This is a genomic window from Agrobacterium cavarae (genome assembly GCF_004310285.1).
Taxonomy (GTDB): Bacteria; Pseudomonadota; Alphaproteobacteria; order Rhizobiales; family Rhizobiaceae; genus Agrobacterium; species Agrobacterium cavarae.
On the sequence record NZ_SISF01000025.1, the window covers coordinates 133,114 to 151,217 of the forward strand.

At 59.1% G+C, this 18,104-nt stretch carries 13 protein-coding genes and 1 riboswitch; of the genes, 9 read left to right on the forward strand and 4 right to left on the reverse strand.

Translation table 11 applies throughout. The annotated features are described in order from the left end of the window. The first annotated feature begins 25 nt into the window (after window positions 1-25). From EYC79_RS06745 to EYC79_RS06770, 6 genes are all read left to right on the forward strand, one after another. Window positions 26-2,365 (forward strand): glucose/quinate/shikimate family membrane-bound PQQ-dependent dehydrogenase, encoded by a 2,340-nt coding sequence (locus EYC79_RS06745; RefSeq protein ID WP_130977537.1) that lies wholly within the window; start codon window positions 26-28, stop codon window positions 2,363-2,365. 135 nt (window positions 2,366-2,500) lie between these two features. After that, a riboswitch (cobalamin riboswitch) is annotated at window positions 2,501-2,721 on the forward strand. Between the two features lie 196 nt (window positions 2,722-2,917). After that, on the forward strand, window positions 2,918-3,943 hold the full coding sequence (locus tag EYC79_RS06750; RefSeq protein ID WP_130977538.1) for an ABC transporter substrate-binding protein: 1,026 nt from the start codon (window positions 2,918-2,920) through the stop codon (window positions 3,941-3,943). A 4-nt stretch (window positions 3,944-3,947) separates the two neighbouring features. Beyond that, window positions 3,948-4,967, forward strand: a complete 1,020-nt coding sequence (locus tag EYC79_RS06755) for a FecCD family ABC transporter permease (protein ID WP_130977539.1) — start codon at window positions 3,948-3,950, stop codon at window positions 4,965-4,967. Next, entirely contained in the window at window positions 4,964-5,752 is a 789-nt protein-coding gene (locus EYC79_RS06760; protein ID WP_130977540.1) for an ABC transporter ATP-binding protein, read from the forward strand. Before EYC79_RS06755 ends, EYC79_RS06760 begins: the two co-directional genes overlap by 4 nt. Continuing rightward, complete coding sequence (locus EYC79_RS06765; RefSeq protein ID WP_130977541.1) at window positions 5,749-6,207, forward strand: pseudoazurin; 459 nt, start codon at window positions 5,749-5,751, stop codon at window positions 6,205-6,207. Before EYC79_RS06760 ends, EYC79_RS06765 begins: the two co-directional genes overlap by 4 nt. A 191-nt stretch (window positions 6,208-6,398) precedes the next feature. Further along, window positions 6,399-6,710: a hypothetical protein gene (locus EYC79_RS06770; RefSeq protein ID WP_113265030.1), complete on the forward strand. Its 312-nt coding sequence runs from the start codon at window positions 6,399-6,401 to the stop codon at window positions 6,708-6,710. Between the two features lie 19 nt (window positions 6,711-6,729). Here the strand turns inward: EYC79_RS06770 and EYC79_RS06775 are convergent, their stop codons facing one another. Both EYC79_RS06775 and EYC79_RS06780 read right to left on the reverse strand, forming a co-directional pair. Beyond that, complete coding sequence (locus EYC79_RS06775; RefSeq protein WP_130977542.1) at window positions 6,730-7,746, reverse strand: NAD-dependent epimerase; 1,017 nt, start codon at window positions 7,744-7,746, stop codon at window positions 6,730-6,732. 18 nt (window positions 7,747-7,764) lie between these two features. Beyond that, entirely contained in the window at window positions 7,765-9,075 is a 1,311-nt protein-coding gene (locus EYC79_RS06780; protein ID WP_113262016.1) for a UDP-glucose dehydrogenase family protein, read from the reverse strand. Window positions 9,076-9,288: 213 nt separating this feature from the next. On the opposite strand from EYC79_RS06780, the gene EYC79_RS06785 reads away from it, so the two are divergent. Both EYC79_RS06785 and EYC79_RS06790 read left to right on the forward strand, forming a co-directional pair. Next, entirely contained in the window at window positions 9,289-10,503 is a 1,215-nt protein-coding gene (locus EYC79_RS06785) for an adenylate/guanylate cyclase domain-containing protein (RefSeq protein WP_130977543.1), read from the forward strand. Between the two features lie 193 nt (window positions 10,504-10,696). Beyond that, the gene (locus EYC79_RS06790; RefSeq protein WP_111850849.1) at window positions 10,697-11,584 is read left to right on the forward strand and encodes a DMT family transporter; all 888 of its coding nucleotides are present in this window, start codon (window positions 10,697-10,699) and stop codon (window positions 11,582-11,584) included. 27 nt (window positions 11,585-11,611) lie between these two features. On the opposite strand, the gene EYC79_RS06795 is transcribed toward EYC79_RS06790, so the two are convergent. Continuing rightward, window positions 11,612-12,514 (reverse strand): LysR family transcriptional regulator, encoded by a 903-nt coding sequence (locus tag EYC79_RS06795; RefSeq protein WP_062597619.1) that lies wholly within the window; start codon window positions 12,512-12,514, stop codon window positions 11,612-11,614. A gap of 166 nt (window positions 12,515-12,680) precedes the next feature. On the opposite strand from EYC79_RS06795, the gene amaB reads away from it, so the two are divergent. Next, window positions 12,681-14,207, forward strand: coding sequence for an L-piperidine-6-carboxylate dehydrogenase (amaB, locus tag EYC79_RS06800; protein ID WP_130977544.1), 1,527 nt, complete (start codon window positions 12,681-12,683; stop codon window positions 14,205-14,207). A 64-nt stretch (window positions 14,208-14,271) separates the two neighbouring features. Here the strand turns inward: amaB and putA are convergent, their stop codons facing one another. Continuing rightward, window positions 14,272-17,955, reverse strand: coding sequence for a trifunctional transcriptional regulator/proline dehydrogenase/L-glutamate gamma-semialdehyde dehydrogenase (gene putA / locus EYC79_RS06805; RefSeq protein ID WP_130977545.1), 3,684 nt, complete (start codon window positions 17,953-17,955; stop codon window positions 14,272-14,274). Window positions 17,956-18,104 lie beyond the last annotated feature (149 nt).

Here is an 18,104-nt window from a genome sequence, read left to right on the forward strand (position 1 = left end):
CAAGGGAAATTAACAGGGGCTCTTCATGGCGGTCACCATTACTGCTGTCGCTCTAGCGCTTGTCGGCCTTGCGCTTTTCGGCTTCGGTTCTCAACTTATCATGCTCGGGGGAAGCCTTTATTACGCTCTCGCCGGGCTTGCCTTCGTTATCACGGCAATTCTTCTCTTCAAGCGAAACAAGGCGGCGCTGCATTTCTACGCGCTCTTCGTGATCGCGACCCTCGGCTGGGCCTTGTGGGAAGTTGGTCTCGACTGGTGGCAGCTTGGACCGCGTGGCGGCCTGATCATCGTGATCGGCATCTGGCTGCTGATGCCATGGATCCGTAAGCCACTCGGTTTCGTCAGCCCGACCGGCATTCGCTACGGAGCAAATGCCGTCCCGCTTCTGGTCGCTGTCGTCATTTCCATGGGTGTGGCCGCCGTATCGATGACGCAGGACCTGCATGACCAGGAGGGCAATCTTCCGACGGAGGTCGTCAACAACGCGCCCTCTTATGGAAATGCTGTTCCGGATGGTGAGTGGCATCAATATGGACGGACGTCCTATGGCCAGCGCTATTCGCCGCTGACACAGATCACCACTGCCAATGTTGGCGATCTGAAAGAGGTCTGGCGTTATGAAACCGGCGACGTCAAGCTTCCCGACGATGTTGGTGAAACGACGTATCAGGTCACGCCGCTGAAGGTTGGCAAGACACTCTTCCTCTGCACCCCGCACAATTGGGCGATCGCCATCGATGCGGCGACCGGCAAGGAAAAGTGGAAATATGATCCCAATGTCGGCCTCAATCCCAATCGCCAGCATCAGACATGCCGCGGCGTGACTTACTATGCCGATCCAGCCGCTCAGGCAGGCTCGCAATGCGCCGCGCGCGTCTATTTGCCAACATCCGATGCTCGTCTGATCGCGCTCGATGCCGAAAGCGGCAAGGTCTGCACGTCTTTCGCCGATCAGGGTGTTCTCCACCTCGAAGTCGGTATGAAGTACAATCCGGCTGGCTACTACTATTCCACATCGCCGCCCGCCATTGCCGGCAACAAGATCATCGTCGGCGGCGCGGTCAATGACAACTACTCCACCCAGGAACAGTCAGGCGTCATTCGCGCCTTCGATGTGAACAGCGGAGAGCTGCTGTGGAACTGGGATTCCGGAAACCCTACCCAGACCCAACCGCTTCCGCCGGGTCAGACCTATACGACCAACTCTCCCAACAGCTGGTCCGTATTCAGCGTCGATGAAGCGCTTGGGCTCGTCTACATCCCTTTGGGGAATCAAGTTCCTGACCAGCTCGGAATGGGTCGGAGCGAGAATGTAGAGAAATACTCCTCGTCGATCGTGGCACTCGACGTAAACACCGGGCAGGACCGCTGGGTCCGACAGACGGTGCATCACGATCTCTGGGATATGGATGTGCCGGCCCAGCCGGTGCTGCTCGATATCACCAAGCCTGATGGTCAATCCGTTCCCGCTCTCGTCGGTCCGACCAAGCAAGGTGACATCTATGTGCTGGACCGTCGGACGGGTGAGCCAATCCTGCCGGTGACCGAAGAGCCGGCACCCGGTGGGGCAATCCCCGAGGATTTCTCCGCGCCGACGCAGCCCACATCCGCCTTGACCTTCAAGCCAGAACCGCTGCAGGAAAAGAACATGTGGGGTGTCTCGCTGTTCGATCAGCTCGCCTGCCGCATCAAGTTCCATCAGCTGAACTACGAAGGTCGTTACACGCCGCCGTCGCTGAATGGATCGATCATCTACCCTGGCAATTTTGGTACCTTCAACTGGGGCAGTGTCGCAGTCGATCCCGAACGCCAGGTCATGTTCGGCATGCCGACCTATCTCGCCTTCACCTCACAGCTCGTTCCGCGCGACCAGATCCCCCCGCGAGGTCAGGATGAGAAGGGCAGCGAGCAGGGTCTGAACCGCAATGATGGTGCACCCTATGGCGTGCTGATGGGCCCGTTCCTGAGCCCGATCGGCATTCCCTGCCAGGCGCCGCCATGGGGTTATGTCGCCGGTGCCGATCTCAGAACCGGCAAGGTTGCCTATAAGCACAAGAACGGCACCGTTTACGACATGACGCCGCTGCCACTTCACTTCAAGGTCGGTGTGCCGGGTATCGGCGGTCCGATGATCACCAAAGGTGGCGTCGCTTTCCTTGGCGCAGCGGTGGACGATTATCTGCGCGCTTACAATCTGACGAGCGGCAAGCAGCTTTGGGAAGCACGCCTTCCCGCAGGTGGGCAGGCCACGCCCATGACCTACGCTCTCGACGACGGCAAGCAATATGTCGTGATGGTTGCAGGCGGCCACGGTTCGGTGGGGACGAAGCCGGGTGATTACGTCATCGCCTACACGCTCCCATAACCAGATCATTTCGCTAAAACCCTTGATGGCCGGGACTTCGTTCCGGCCATTTTGTTTATTCTCAGCACAATGATCCACTTGTTTTTGATATGTAATAACATTACAAGGGCTCGCTTGACGGACGAGATCAAATAGGTCTATCTGGCTGGCGACGGTTCCAAGCGAGTGATCGTGAGGAATAATAGGGAACACGGTGAAGGGATATCTCCAATGCCGTGGCTGCCCCCGCAACTGTAAACGGATTGTCGAGCACTCGTGGCGCATTCACCTGCGTCAGGCCACTGCGAATTATCGTGGGAAGGCGGGCAAGACGATCATCCGTGAGCCAGGAGACCTGCCGTCATAAGTTCATTCCAATGTCACGGGCGGGGATGCCCTGAACAGGAGACGTCATGATTGTTATTTGCGCCCTTCAGCGCTCACATCCATCTGTCTTTTTCCCTCGTTCTCGATCGTCTCACCCCCGTGGCTGTCGAATGAGTGTTTTATTCGCGCTCACATGACGGCGTCTTGCTTGTCGGCAACGTCGACGATTTCGGGGATTATCGGACCATGACATTTCATTTCACCGGCGCGTTTCTGGCCGCTGCACTCACTGCGCTCTCGATCGTGCCGAAAACGGCAGAGGCTGCGGAAACGACCTACCCCTTGACGCTGAAAAATTGCGGCAGGGACGTCACCTTTCCGCATGCTCCACAGCGCACCGTGTCTCTCGGTCAGAGCACCACGGAAATTCTTTATCTGCTCGGACTGGCCGACAAGGTGGTCGGTACGGCCGTCTGGATCGGCCCGGTTATCAAGGGATACGAAGAGGCCAACGCCAAGGTCGAGCGCCTCGCGGACAATGATCCGAGTTTCGAGAGTGTGGTTGCCAAAAAGCCGGACCTCGTAACCGCTCAGTTTCAATGGCATGTCGGTCCGGAAGGCATTGTGGCGAAGCCTGAGCAATTTGAAGAGCTTGGTATCCCGGTTTACACGTCGCCTGCCGATTGCACGGGTAAGGACAATTCGGGCGGCGGCGATGGTGTCAGACATTCGGTCTTCACCATGGACCAGATCTACCAGGAAATTGCCGAACTCGCGCAAATCTTCAACGTGCGGGATCGAGGTGAGAAGCTCATCGCCGACCTGAAGGCCCGCGAGGGTGCTGCGCGTCAGAAGATCGCATCCGTGAATGGCAAGCTCTCGGCTGTCTTCTGGTTCTCCAGCGCCGAACTGGATATCGATCCTTACGTGGCGGGCAAGAATGGTGCACCCGGCTACATCATGTCGGCGCTCGGCATCAAGAATGTCATCGATAGCGATGAAGAATGGCCGACGGTTGGTTGGGAAACCATCGCCAAGTCCAACCCCACGATCATCGTTGCGGGCAAGATGGACCGCCGCCGGTTTCCAGCCGACGATATCGCAGTGAAGCTGAAATTCCTGAAAGATGATCCCGTTACAAGCCTGATGCCAGCGGTGAAGGACAACCATATCGTCGTCATGGATGCGCAGGCGATGAACCCGACGATCCGGACCATCGACGGCATCGAGGTGCTGGCCGACCAGATCCTCCAACTTGGCCTAGTGAAGTAAGAGGATGTCCGTTCCCTTGCTTTACACCCGCGCTGCCGTCATTGCAGCCGGGTGTCTTCTGGTGGCGCTTTGGCTGGGCGCCTCGATTGGCGAAACCTCCATTCCGATGGAGGTTGTCGCCAAGACCGTCGCCAATCGCCTCTGGCACGCCGGATACCCACTGGATGCCATCGATGAGGGGATCATCTGGAACTATCGTTTGAGCCGCGCCGTGGTTGCCGCCTGTTGCGGGGCAGCGCTTGCCGTCTCCGGTGTCGTGCTGCAATCGCTGCTGCGCAATCCTCTGGCCGACCCCTATATTCTCGGCATCTCCGCTGGAGCATCGACCGGCGCGGTCAGCGTCGCGCTCCTTGGCTTCGGCGCGGGCATGCTGACACTGCCGCTCGGTGCATTTCTTGGTGCGCTCGTGGCTTTTGCGCTTGTCAGCCTGCTGGCGCTGAGGGCAGGGCGAGGTAACAGTGCAATCATTCTGGCCGGCGTTGCCGGTTCGCAATTGTTCAACGCGCTTACCTCATTCATTGTCACCAAGGCCGCCAATGCGGAACAGGCGCGCGGCATCATGTTCTGGCTGCTCGGCAACCTGTCCGGCGTTCGCTGGACGGATGTCTCGCTTGCCCTTCCCATAGCCATGTTCGGTCTTATCGTCTGCCTCTGGCATGCCCGCGCCCTGGACGCCTTTACCTTCGGAGCGGAGTCGGCCGCCTCTCTTGGCATACCCGTGCGCCGCGTCTATGTCGTCCTGACGGGCACGTCTGCCTTGATGACGGCGGTGATGGTCAGCATTGTCGGATCGATCGGCTTTATCGGTCTCGTCATTCCCCATGCAGCCCGTCTTGTTGTCGGTGTTCGTCACGGACGCCTGTTGCCGGCCGCCGCGCTGATCGGCGCCATCTTCATGATCGCAGCCGATATTCTCTCCCGCACCATCATCGCCGGCCAGGTTCTACCGATTGGTGTGATTACCGCGCTCTTTGGTGCGCCAGCCTTCGCGCTCATCCTCTCGCAGCGAAGGAGGGCGGCATGATGCTGTCAGCGCGCAACCTAAGCTGGGCGACGGGCGGGATCGATATCGTCAAGAAAATCAGCCTCGATCTTTCTGCCGGCGAGTTTCTCGGCATCGTCGGACCCAACGGATCGGGCAAGACGAGCCTCATGGCCATGCTCTCTGGTCTGAGAAAACCGTGCTCCGGCGAAGTCTTGCTGGATGGCAAGTCGTTGAACCAGCTTCAGCGCCGTGATGTGGCGCGCCAGATCGCGCTTGTCGAGCAGCAGGCGGAGACACAGGAGCGCATCAACGCTCGCCAGGCGGTTGAGCTTGGCCGCATTCCGCATAAGGGCGCCCTGTCTCCATGGACTCCTCAAGATGATGAGATTGTCGATCAGGCGTTGCATGACGTCGATATGGAGGGCTTCGGGAGACGGATGTGGCACACACTTTCCGGTGGAGAGCGGCAGCGTCTGCATATTGCCCGCGCTTTGGCGCAGCAGCCGAAGATTCTGCTCCTGGACGAGCCGACCAACCATCTCGATATCGGACACCAGATCGCACTTTTGCATCTGGTTCAGCAGCAGAAACTGACAGTGGCCGCCGCCTTGCATGATCTCAACCATGCGGCGATGTTTTGTGACAGGGTTGCCGTGTTGAAGGAGGGAGCGCTCGTCGCGATGGGTAAGCCTTGCAACGTGCTGACCACGGATCTCATCCTCGATGTGTTCGGGGTTCATGTCGATGTGGAACGAGAAGGCGAGGATGCCTGCCATATCCGCTATCGTGCCCCGACCATGATCTACCCAGTGAGGACGACATGATGAAATTGTTGCTATCCATTGCTACGACCGCCGTCGCTTTGTCACTGAGTCCGGGTCTCGCCTTGGCGGAGACCTTCGAGGTCAGGATGCTCAATCAGGGTGAAAAGGGTTCGATGGTTTTCGAACCCGATTATCTTCAACTCCAGCCTGGCGACACGGTGAAGTTCATCGCCACGCATAAGAGCCACAATGCCGCGACCATCGACGGCATGGTTCCAGAGGGGGCGAAGGGTTTCAAGGGCAAGATCAACGAGGAGATTGAAGTCACTTTCGATCAGCAGGGCTTCTATGGAATCAAATGCTCACCGCATTTCGGTATGGGCATGGTCATGTTGATCAAGGTGGGTGAGGGTAGCCTGCCGGAACACTACAGAAGCGTTGCACTGCCCGCCCGCGCCAAGCCACGTCTCGACGCCCTGTTTGCCGAGGCAGAAGCAGATCAAGGCAAACCCTGAGCAATTGATAGCAGGTCAGGCGCTCTTTCCGCAGCGTCTCTATCGGAAAGTCTGACCTACGGTCTTGAAGCGGTAGGCACTCTTCCTACATCTGCCTCAACCCGCTGGTCCGGGCCCCTCTGGTGAAAGTCTCGGCGCTTTCACGATGTCGGACCTTTTCCGACATCACGCCGAGGCTGCAGAGGCCCCTCATGCTTTCCGATATCGCCGCATGGTTCATCACGCTGTTCGTCGTCGATCCGCTTCAGGCGGAAATGCGCGAACAGCTCGATCGTGCAAATGCGTCTACTGAAATCATCCAGCAATCGCAGCGTTGCGTTGCCAGCCAGGCGCCGCAGCTTCTCAACCGCGCCGGCGAAGACCCGGCCTGGGCGATCGCCACCGTTGTCGGTTTCACCTTCGGCTGGACGTCACCGGCGCAATTGCTGGATAAGGGCGATCCGAACTGCGCAGCCGTTCTGGGCTTGTTGCAAGGCCGTGATGGTGAAGGGGCCGAGGTGTAATATCTAAGACCGCAGGGTCTTAGATAGTTCCGTTGCGCCAGCCCCGGTACCATTCGACGAAACACTGGACGCCTGTTTCGACGGGCGTTTCCGGCGCGTAGTTCGTGAGTGCACGCAACAGATCCGGTGAGGCATAGGTGCGCGGCACGTCGCCCTGTTGCATTGGCAGCATGTTGCGGATGGCCTTCTGGCCAAGGACCGTCTCCACCGTTTCGACGAAGCGCATCAATTCGACCGGTTGGCCACCGCCAATATTGACCACACGGAACGGTGCGTGCTTCGACAGCGTATCGGTCACACCCTCTTCGGTGACGCGATTGTCTTCGGAAGGCGCAATGTGGCTGAGGCGGATGATGCCTTCCACCAGATCGTCGATATAGGTGAAGTCACGGCTCATCATGCCTTCGCCGTAGATATCGATCGGCTGACCCTTGAGGATGGCATCCACGAACTTGAACAGCGCCATGTCGGGACGGCCAAAGGGACCATAGACCGTGAAGAAGCGGAAAGCGGTCGTCGGTACCTTGTGCAGATGCGCGTAGCTATGCGCCATCAGTTCCATCGACTTCTTGGTGGCCGCATAGATCGTCATCGGCTCGTCGGCGCGGTCGCTCTCGGCAAAGGGCACTTTCTCATTCGAGCCGTAGATCGAGGAGGTCGAGGCGAGCAGAAGATGCTTTGGCTGAAGATTTTTCGCCAGCTCCAGAATATTCCAGGAGCCGATGAGGTTCGAATTCACATAGTCTTTGGGGCACTCGATGCTGTAGCGAACGCCCGCCTGCGCCGCGAGATGGATGATCACCTCCGGCTCGGCGAGATCGACCGCGCGGTTCAGCGCATCGGCATCTTCCAGCATGCCGATCTGCGCTTTGAAGCCGTTCGAGCGGGATAGGATCGCGTGCCGCTTTTCCTTCAGCGCCACATCGTAATATTGCGTCATCCCGTCGAATCCGACGACGAAGTGACCATCGTCCAGCAATCGCTTGGCGAGATGAAAGCCGATGAAACCTGCCGTGCCGGTAATCAGATAACGCATGGGTGTACAGACCTTCCGTTACTGTTCCGAGCGGCCGATGCTCGAATAGGCGAAGCCATGGGCTGTGACTTCGTCGGCGCGGTAGATGTTGCGCAGATCAACGAGGACAGGGCTCTTCATGGTGCTTTTGAGACGGGCGAGATCGAGCGCGCGGAACTGGTTCCATTCGGTCACGATCACCAGCGCTTCGGCATCCTGCGCGGCCTCATAAGGCCCCTGCGCATAATCGATGCCCTCAATCAAAGGCTTGGCATTTGCCATGCCTTCCGGGTCATAGGCTGTAACTTTCGCTCCGGCATCCTGCAATGTCTGGATGACGGTAATCGCCGGGCTGTCGCGCATGTCGTCGGTGTTCGGCTTGAAGGTCAATCCGAGAACGGCCACCTTCTTGCCGCGGATATCCCCGCCAGCGGCTGCGATGACTTTGCGGCCCATGGCGCGCTTGCGGTTGTCGTTCACAGAAATCGTTGCCTCGATCAGACGAACCGGGCTGTCATAGTCCTGCGCGGTCTTGGCAAGTGCCAGCGTATCCTTGGGGAAGCAGGAGCCGCCGTAACCCGGCCCCGCGTGAAGGAATTTCGAGCCGATGCGGCCATCGAGGCCAATGCCGCGCGACACGTCCTGCACATCGCCCCCCACCTTTTCGCACAGGTCGGCGATCTCGTTGATGAAGGTAATCTTCATCGCCAGGAATGCATTGGCGGCATACTTGATCAGTTCGGAGGTGCGCCGGGTGGTGAAGAGAAGTGGCGACTGGTTGAGATAGAGCGGACGATACACTTCCGTCATCACCGGACGTGCGCGCTCGTCGGAGAGGCCAACGACGATACGGTCTGGACGCTTGAAATCGTCGATTGCCGCACCTTCGCGCAGAAACTCCGGGTTGGAAACGACGGCAAAATCCGCAGTCGGGTTTTCCTCACGGATGATGCGCTCCACCTCGTCACCGGTGCCGACAGGCACGGTGGACTTGGTGACGATGACGGTAAAGCCGGTGATGGCTGCTGCGATTTCCTTCGCTGCCGCGTAGACATAGCCGAGATCGGCATGGCCGTCACCGCGGCGCGATGGCGTGCCGACGGCGATGAAAACAACATCCGCATCTGCAACAGCCGTTTTCAGATCAGTGGTGAAGCTCAGCCGGCCGGCCTTGGCATTGGTGGAAACAATGACATCGAGACCAGGCTCAAAAATCGGGATCTGCCCGTTCTTCAACGCGTCGATCTTTTCCGGCATCTTGTCGACGCAGATCACGTCATGGCCGAAATCAGCAAAGCAGGCGCCAGAAACCAAGCCGACGTAACCTGATCCAATCATCACAATACGCATTAAACAACCTTTTTCCAGGCTGGGCGGTAAAGCCACTCAGCGACTTAAATATTGTCTCTAAAATTGCTATTTATCTGCCTTCCTCTGCATTCACAAGCACACAAACGGATTTCAACGAGAATAGTAAAATTTTTTTGTACCGAATAAAACCAAACGGCTCTTCAAGCTATTCTCCCTTTACTATCAGTAACGCCTTCTTGCCGCAGGAACTTCATGACCCAACCCAACACTCTCCAGGACATTGCATTCTGGCTGTCTCGACAGGGCTACGAGGGTACGCCGGAAGAGGAGCTTCTGGCGGGCTTTTGCGAACGCTGCAACGCGGCTGGCATCTCCATTTCCTCGGCTTTGGTCCTGATGGACACGCTCCACCCGGATTTCGAGGGGCATGCTTTCCAGTGGGACAGCCGCGATACGGTCGATTCATCCAGCGTCTATGATTTCACCGATGAGGGTAAGGCGCGTGAGGCCTGGGAGAGCTCCGTCTTCTTTCACCTTCTGAAAGAGAATGCGGAGGAGATCCGGCAGCGGTTGTTCCTCAATGAGCAGGCGAGCTTCTACAAGCTGGATGAGCTGCGCAATGCGGGTCATACCGACTACATCGCGTCCATCCATCGCTTTACGGAGCGTGGTAGCATCGGGGAAATGAGTGCCTTTTATTCCCGCTGGCTCACCCGGCAGCCGGAGGGCTTTCATGACGATGAGTTGGCTGCATTGCGCATGCTGCTGCCGACGCTTGCGCTAGCAGTGAAGACGGCTTGCTGCATGCGCATCATCGAAACGATTACGGATGTCTATCTTGGCCGTGACGCCGGTCGCAAGGTGATGAGTGGCACGATCACGAGAGGCGAAGTCGAACGGATCGAAGCGGTCCTGTGGTTTTCCGATCTTCGAGATTTCACCGGCATTTCCGATCGCGCCAAGCCGGATCAGATCATCCCATTTCTTAATGATTACGCCGGTCTCGTCATCGATGCGATCCATGCGCATGGCGGCAGCGTGCTTAAACTGATCGGCGATGGCGTTCTTGCAATCTTCCGAAGTGGCAACCGCCAGGATGATTGTGCCGCAGCACTTGCCGCGGAAATGACGATGCGAACGCGTCTTTCGGTCCTGAACCATGAGCGCCACGCGAAAGACCTTCCGACAACTGATGTCTATCTCGGTCTCCATGTCGGTGAAGTCTTCTATGGCAATATCGGCAGCCGAGGGCGCCTTGATTTCACCGTAGTTGGACCCGCGGTCAACATGGTGAGCCGCATCGGAGGTCTCTGCGGTTCGGTCGATCGCGACACGGTGATGTCACGGGATTTTGTCGCCACGTGTCCTGAAGAGATGCAGGCGCTGATGGTGTCGCTCGGGCGATACGCCCTGCGCGGCTTCGCGAGAGCACACGAACTCTTCACCATCGACCCCGAACTGGCTTGATCTCCCACCAAAACCCCAACCGTTGCTGAAATGTCAGTGTTACCGCTTTTGTGTATTTTCGCCTTGTGAGGGTGGAGCATGAGGCGTAGCTCTTTTAGCGAGGAGCCACCGACCATCATGATCTGACGCGCGTCAGCCGCGATCGCAGACCGGCTCGCCCATGTCTTTGCCGTTACCGTCTGGATTGTTCGTCATGCAAAAAGGTTTTCTTCTCGGACTGCTCGCTTACGCCAGCTTTTCCTGGGGAGACGCCACGATCAAGTCGCTTGGTCACCAGGTTTCGGTGTTCGAGATCGGCTTCTTCAGCATCCTGTCCTCTGCCGCCATCATCTTCTTCACCAAGCCACGGGAAGAACGGTGGCGCGAATTCTGGCGCATGAGCCGACCTTTTGCGGTGCACGGGCGCGCAATTTCCGGTCTGCTTGCTGGCATTCTCGGCATCTATGCCTTCACGACGCTGCCCTTGGCAGAAGCCTATGCGCTGATCTTTCTGTCCCCGCTGTTCGTTACCATTCTCTCCGCAGTCGTGCTGAAGGAAGACATCGGGCTCTGGCGCTGGTCTGCGGTTTTTGCCGGGATCGTAGGCGTGTTCCTTGTCGTGCGACCGGGCTTCAAGGCTCTGGAACTCGGTCACCTGGCGGCAGTCGGTGTCGCTCTTCTGGCGGCGATGACGATCGTCATTTTGCGTTCGCTTGCCGGGCGTGAAAAGCGCACCTCGATTATGGGTGTTCTGCTCGTTTACGGCCTCACCTTCAACGGGATTTTGGCAATTCCGCATTTTCACGTTCCGACATTGCATCAGGTCGGCGCCTTCATCGTCATCGGCATTTGCACGGCGGTCGGCCAGATCACGCTGCTGACGGCAACGAAGATCGCGCCTGCCAGCCAGATTGCGCCGTCGCATTATTCGCAGATCCTCTGGGCCGTAGGGATCGGCGCTTTCTTCTTCGCCGAATATCCGGACACACTTGCGGTGTTTGGTCTGATCGTGATCGCCAGTGCCGGGCTGCTCACGATGATGCGTGAAAAGATCCGGCTTGGGACCGTGCGCTGGAATCCGTTTTTCCGCAATCGCCTGTAACGAAGCCGGCTTGAGGATGTCCAGGCGCTACAGCGGCTTGCCAACCTGCTCCAGGAGCCAGGTCTGAAACGCTTGCGCCAGGACATTGTCCTGCCGCCCCTCCGGAAGAGCGATGTGGTAACTCTTGTCTGTGGCGAGCGGCACATCGAACACGACGGCCAGTTGCCCTGAAACCAGCTCGGCCTCGATCAGATATCTCGGCAGAAGCGCGAAGCCAAGTCCACTGATGGTCGCTTCAATCAACATCGAAAACTGGTCGAAGCGGCTACCGCGATATGCGCCTTCAGACGCGATGCCGTTCATCTCGAACCAATCGGTCCAGAGTTTTGGGCGGGTGGTGACGTGCAACAGAGGCTTGGACAAGAGGTCTACATGGGTCTCGGGCGTGTGTTTTGCGAGTAGCGACGGGCTTGCGACCGGGACGATGACCTCGTTGCAGAGGAAGGTGCATGTGCCGCGTGCCCAGACTGGCTGTCCGTAATGGATTGCGATATCGAAGCTCTCTTCGTCGAAATCGAAAGGCTGGGATCGCGATCCGACGGTCAGAACCGTTTCCGGGTAGAGCGCCATGAATTTGTGCAGGCGGGGGGTCAGCCAGCGGCTGCCGAAGGTGGGCAACGTGGCGATGGAGAGCGAGGCGCTGGAAGTGCCCGCCGTGACCGCGCGCACCATCAACTGCTCGGACTGGTGCAAGAGCTTCTGCACGTCAGGCAGGAACTTGCGGCCAGCATCGGAGAGTATAACCCGCCGCCTGATGCGCTCGAAGAGAAGCATGCCGGTCTGTGCCTCGAGGTCGCTGATCTGCCGGCTGACCGCACTTTGCGTCAGGTTCAATTCTTCCGCCGCCCGGGTAAAGTTTCCATGCCGTGCAGCACATTCAAACGCCTGCAGCGTGACGATATCGGGAACCAGTCGTCTGCGCGTATCCATTCCTGCCTCGCATCAACCCACCCGCTTTCCTCATTTGAAATGGGTGGTTCCAGACGTATATGATCTGGAAAGAGAATGAAATGGGTGGTTCGCACCCGACCAACTGCCCCGAGCCATCTCCCGCGTGCCGGAACAACAGGTGGCGAAAATCGTCAGGAGCCAGAATATGTCCGCAGCCAAAGTCGATGTCGTGAAGGAAGCAGCCGCGCTTCTGTCCAAGATGGGCGTCTCGTCCGATCTCTATCAGGGTGGCGACATGGCCTCCTTCAGCCCCGTGACGGGCGAGCAGGTCGCGAGCCTCAAGACGGTTTCCCCTGCAGAGGTCACAGGTATCGTCGAGAAGGCGGATACCGCGTTCCGCGCCTGGCGCCTGGTTCCCGCACCGCGGCGTGGCGAGTTGATCCGGCTTCTCGGTGAAGAACTGCGCGCCTTCAAGACCGATCTCGGTCGCCTCGTCTCGCTCGAAGCCGGCAAGATCCCGTCCGAAGGCCTGGGCGAAGTTCAGGAGATGATCGACATCTGCGATTTCGCCGTCGGCCTGTCCCGCCAGCTTTACGGCCTGACGATTGCGACGGAACGCCCCGGCCACCGCATGATGGAGACCTGGCATCCGCTCGGCGTCGTAGGCGTCATTTCCGCCTTCAACTTCCCCGTTGCCGTCTGGTCCTGGAATGCAGCACTTGCCATCGTTTGCGGCAACTCCGTCGTCTGGAAGCCGTCGGAAAAGACGCCGCTGACGGCGCTCGCCGTGCAGGGTATTTTCGAACGCGCGGTCGCCCGCTTTGGCGATGCGCCGGAAGGTCTCAGCCAGCTTTTGATCGGTGATCGTGCCGTTGGCGAAGCGTTGGTCGATCATCCGAAGGTCCCGCTTGTCTCGGCCACAGGCTCCACGCGCATGGGTCGCGATGTCGGTCCGCGTCTTGCCAAACGTTTTGCCCGTGCGATCCTCGAGCTTGGCGGCAACAATGCCGGTATCGTCTGCCCGTCGGCTGACCTCGACATGGCGCTGCGCGCCATCGCCTTCGGTGCCATGGGAACGGCGGGCCAGCGCTGCACGACACTGCGCCGCCTCTTCGTCCATGACAGCGTCTATGATCAATTGGTGCCGCGTCTGAAGAAAGCTTATGCTTCCGTCTCCGTCGGCAATCCGCTTGAAACGTCTGCCCTCGTTGGCCCGCTGGTCGATAAGGCCGCATTCGATGGCATGCAGAAGGCGCTCGAGGAGGCTAAGGCGCATGGCGGTGTGGTCGCCGGCGGCGAGCGCGTCGATACAGGGTCTGCCAATGGCTATTACGTAAAGCCCGCACTCGTCGAAATGCCAAAGCAGGTCGGCCCGGTTCTCGAAGAAACCTTCGCGCCGATCCTCTATGTGATGAAGTATTCCGATCTCGATTCCGCGATCGAAGAGCATAACGCCGTCGCGGCCGGTCTCTCCTCGTCCATTTTCACGAAAGACCTGCAGGAAGCCGAGCGTTTCCTCGCTGCCGATGGCTCGGATTGCGGCATCGCCAACGTCAATATCGGCACCTCCGGTGCCGAAATCGGCGGTGCGTTCGGCGGTGAAAAGGAAACTGGCGGCGGCCGTGAATCCGGTTCCGACTCATGGAAGGCCTATATGCGCCGCGCCACCAACACGGTGAACTATTCCAAGGCGCTACCTCTGGCGCAGGGTGTGTCGTTCGACATCGAGTAACACCGGCTCATCAAAACCTATAGCCGAAGGGCTGGCAGATAATATTCCTGCCAGCCTTTTCCGTTCAGCCAATCGACATCAGGCTGGCATTGCCGCCGGCAGCCGTCGTGTTGACGCTGACCGACACTTCCTCGAGCAGCCAGTTGAGATTGTAGGGCTGGGTTACGCCCTGAACCTCTTCCATCGATGCGGCCTGAACCAGCACCAGCGGGCCTTCCAGCGTGGCGATCCGGCTGTTGACGGCGCGAACGCGATCCGCGTCCCCTTCCACCAGCGCGCCAGCGAAGGGTCCAGCAGCCTGCCAGTCGGCGCTCCAGGACAGGCGTGTTTTGACCGATGGTGGGGCCGTTGCCAGAGCGTCTTCCAGACCGCTGTCCTTGTCGATGATGATGGTGTTGCCGCTCGCAAGTGCCGCCGCTAGCTGGCGATAAAGGCCGTGCGTGGAGACCGGCGCCAGCAAGACTTTGCCGCGCGGATGAAGCGCGTAAATATTGCGCTCGCCAACCGGACCGGCAAGCTCCGTCTCGAAGCCGAGCGCCGACGACTGCGCGGAGGTTCTTGCCACTTCCGCCGCCTGCGTTTCGTTCTTGCCGTCCAGCCATTGAGCCAGATCGATAACCGCCTGATCCTTATGCTGCGCAGCGCGCTCCACCAGCGGAGCCACACGTGTCAGCCTGCCGAGATAGAGCGGCCCGCCGGCCTTGGGGCCTGTGCCGGAAAGGCCTCGTCCGCCGAAGGGCTGAACCCCAACCACTGCGCCGATGATGTTGCGGTTGACGTAGAGATTGCCCGCCTTCACCCGCGACAGCACGTGCGCGATCGTCGCATCAAGGCGGGTGTGCAGACCAAAGGTCAAGCCATAACCCGTTGCGTTGATATCGTCGATCAGCCGATCGAGCTTTTCGCGCTTGAAGCGGATGACATGTAGGACAGGGCCGAAGACTTCGCGCTTCAAATCGCCAAGTGACTTCAACTCGATAATGGTTGGCGGCACGAAGGTGCCGTTCTGACTGTCGCCGGCGAGCGAAATCTGCTCGATCGTGTTGCCAAGGCCGCGCATGGCTTCGATATGCTTTTCGATATTGTCCTTGGCTTCCGCGCTGATCACCGGGCCGACATCGACCGAAAGCTGATCGGTGCGGCCGATGCGCAATTCATGGAGCGCGCCCTTCAGCATCGTCAGCGTCCGCTCAGCCACATCGTCCTGAAGGCAGAGAACGCGAAGCGCCGAGCAGCGCTGGCCGGCGCTGTCGAAAGCAGAAGCGATCACGTCCGCCACCACCTGTTCGGCAAGCGCCGAGGAGTCGACGATCATGGCGTTCTGACCGCCGGTCTCGGCAATCAGCGGAATGGTGCGTCCGTCACTCGAAACACGCTCGGCAAGCTGCTTCTGGATCAATCGCGCCACTTCGGTGGAGCCGGTAAACATCACGCCAGCTGTCTGCGGAGCCGCCACGAGCTGCGCGCCAGTCTGGCCTGCACCAGGCAGAAGCTGAACAGCATCGGCAGGAACCCCGGCTTCGTGCAGAAGTCGCACGCCTTCGGCTGCGATCAGCGGCGTTTCTTCCGCCGGTTTCGCCAATACGGGGTTGCCGGCAACGAGAGCCGCCGCAACTTGGCCGATGAAGATCGCCAGCGGGAAGTTCCATGGGCTGATGCAGACTATCGGTCCGAGTGGCTGTTGCAGCAGGCCGAATGTGCTGCGTGCTTCCGCCGCGTAGTAGCGCAGGAAGTCGATGGCTTCCCGCACCTCCGCGATCGCGTTGGGAGCCGATTTCCCGGCTTCGCGCATGATGAGGCCAAGCAGGGTTGGCATCCGCGCCTGCATGAGGTCCGCTGCCTTTTCCAGGCAGTACGCGCGCGTCTCGGTGCTGGACTGCGGCCATGATGAGGATGCTGCGGCGGCCAGCGCCCTGGCGACATCCTCCTGCGTCGGTTCTGTCACATAGCCAACGATGTCGTTGTGGTCGCCGGGGTTCTTCACCGGACGCGTCTCTCCGGAGGCGTTGGGGGCAGCAGCCTTCCACTCCATGGTAACGCTTGCGGAAAGTGCCGTGCTCAGTTCGGCGAGCGCATCTTCATTGGCAAGGTCCAGGCCGCTGGAGTTCACCCTCGCGCCATAAAGCGCTTCAGGCTTGGCGATCTTGTCATGCTGGGCGCCGGGGACCGGCATTGCCCTTACCACGGCCACCGGGTCTTCCAGCAGAGAATCGACAGGTACATTCGGATCGGCAATGCGGTTGACGAAGGAAGAGTTGGCGCCATTTTCCAGCAACCGACGAACGAGGTAGGCCAAGAGCGTTTCATGCGTCCCGACAGGCGCATAGAAACGGCATGGGCGGTCAAGGTTCTGCTTGCCGACGACTTCGCTGTAAAGCGGTTCGCCCATGCCATGCAGGCACTGAAACTCATAGTCGCCGATTTTGAAGTCTGGGCCAGCGAGATGGTAGATCGTCGCCATCGACTGCGCATTGTGGGTGGCAAACTGCGGGAAGATGACGTCCCGCGCGGCCAACAGCTTTCGAGCGCAGGCGATGTAAGACACATCGGTGTGGACCTTGCGGGTGAAGACAGGGAAGTCTTCCAAACCGTCTAGCTGAGCGCGCTTGATCTCGGCGTCCCAGTAAGCACCCTTCACCAGCCGCACCATGATGCGGCGGTTGGAACGGCGGGCGAGATCGATAATGTAGTCGAGCACGAAGGGGCAGCGGCGGCCATAGGCCTGAACGACGAAGCCAAGGCCTGACCAGTTGCCAAGATCGGTATCGAGCGCCAGTGATTCCAGCAGATCGAGCGAAATCTCCAGCCGATCGGCTTCTTCCGCGTCGATGTTGAGGCCGATGTCATAGCTCTTCGCCAAAACCATCAGCGCCTTTACGCGCGGCAGAAGTTCCGCCATCACACGCTCGGCTTGCGATCGAGAATAGCGCGGATGGAGTGCAGAAAGCTTGATGGAAATGCCAGGTCCACCATAGACGCCACGCCCGGCGGACGCCTTGCCGATGGCGTGGATTGCCTGTTCGTAATCGCGGTAGTAGCGCTCGGCGTCCTTGGCAGTCGTCGCCGCTTCACCCAGCATGTCATAGGAATACTGGAAGCCCTTTGCTTCGAGCGGTCGCGAGCGGCTGATGGCTTCCTCGATGGTCTGGCCCGTGACGAACTGCTCGCCCATCATGCGCATGGCCATATCGACGCCACGACGTATGACCGGCTCTCCGGCACGGGAGATCAGCTTCGTCAGCGCGGCAGATAGGCCCCTGTCGTTGACAGTCGAGGTCAGCTTACCGGTGATGACGAGGCCCCAGGTCGCGGCATTGACGAAAAGCGAACGACCGCCGCCGAGATGCGATTTCCAATCGCCCGTGGCGATCTTGTCGCGGATCAGCGCATCGCGTGTCGCCGTGTCGGGAATGCGCAACAGCGCTTCGGCAAGGCACATCAGCGCCACGCCTTCCTGGCTGGAGAGGGAATATTCCTGCACCAATCCCTCAACGCCTGTACCCTTGGCTTTTGCGCGCAGCGCCTCGATCAGTCGGCGAGCCGTTGCTTTGATCGTCTGGGCTTCGCTGTCGCTGACGCTCGCCGCGTCGAGAAGGGGTGCAAGGCATTCCGGTTCAGAGCGGCGATAGGCTGCGGTGATCGCCTGGCGGAGCGCGCTCTGTTCTCGGACCTGCGGTGCGAAACGGTCAAAAATGCCAACTGGCGTTGTCGCTTCAGTGAGTGCAACGGTGGATGCAGTTCCCGCCATCGGATCGGCCCTCGATTGGATTCGTGAAAAGATGAGGTGGCCTTTTGCCTTCCCCATATTGGTTCACAGAATAACACCACCGGCGAAATTGCTATGGCCTTATTTTAAGGGTAGAAAAGGAAATACGAACTTTTATTTTCGAGTTTTGC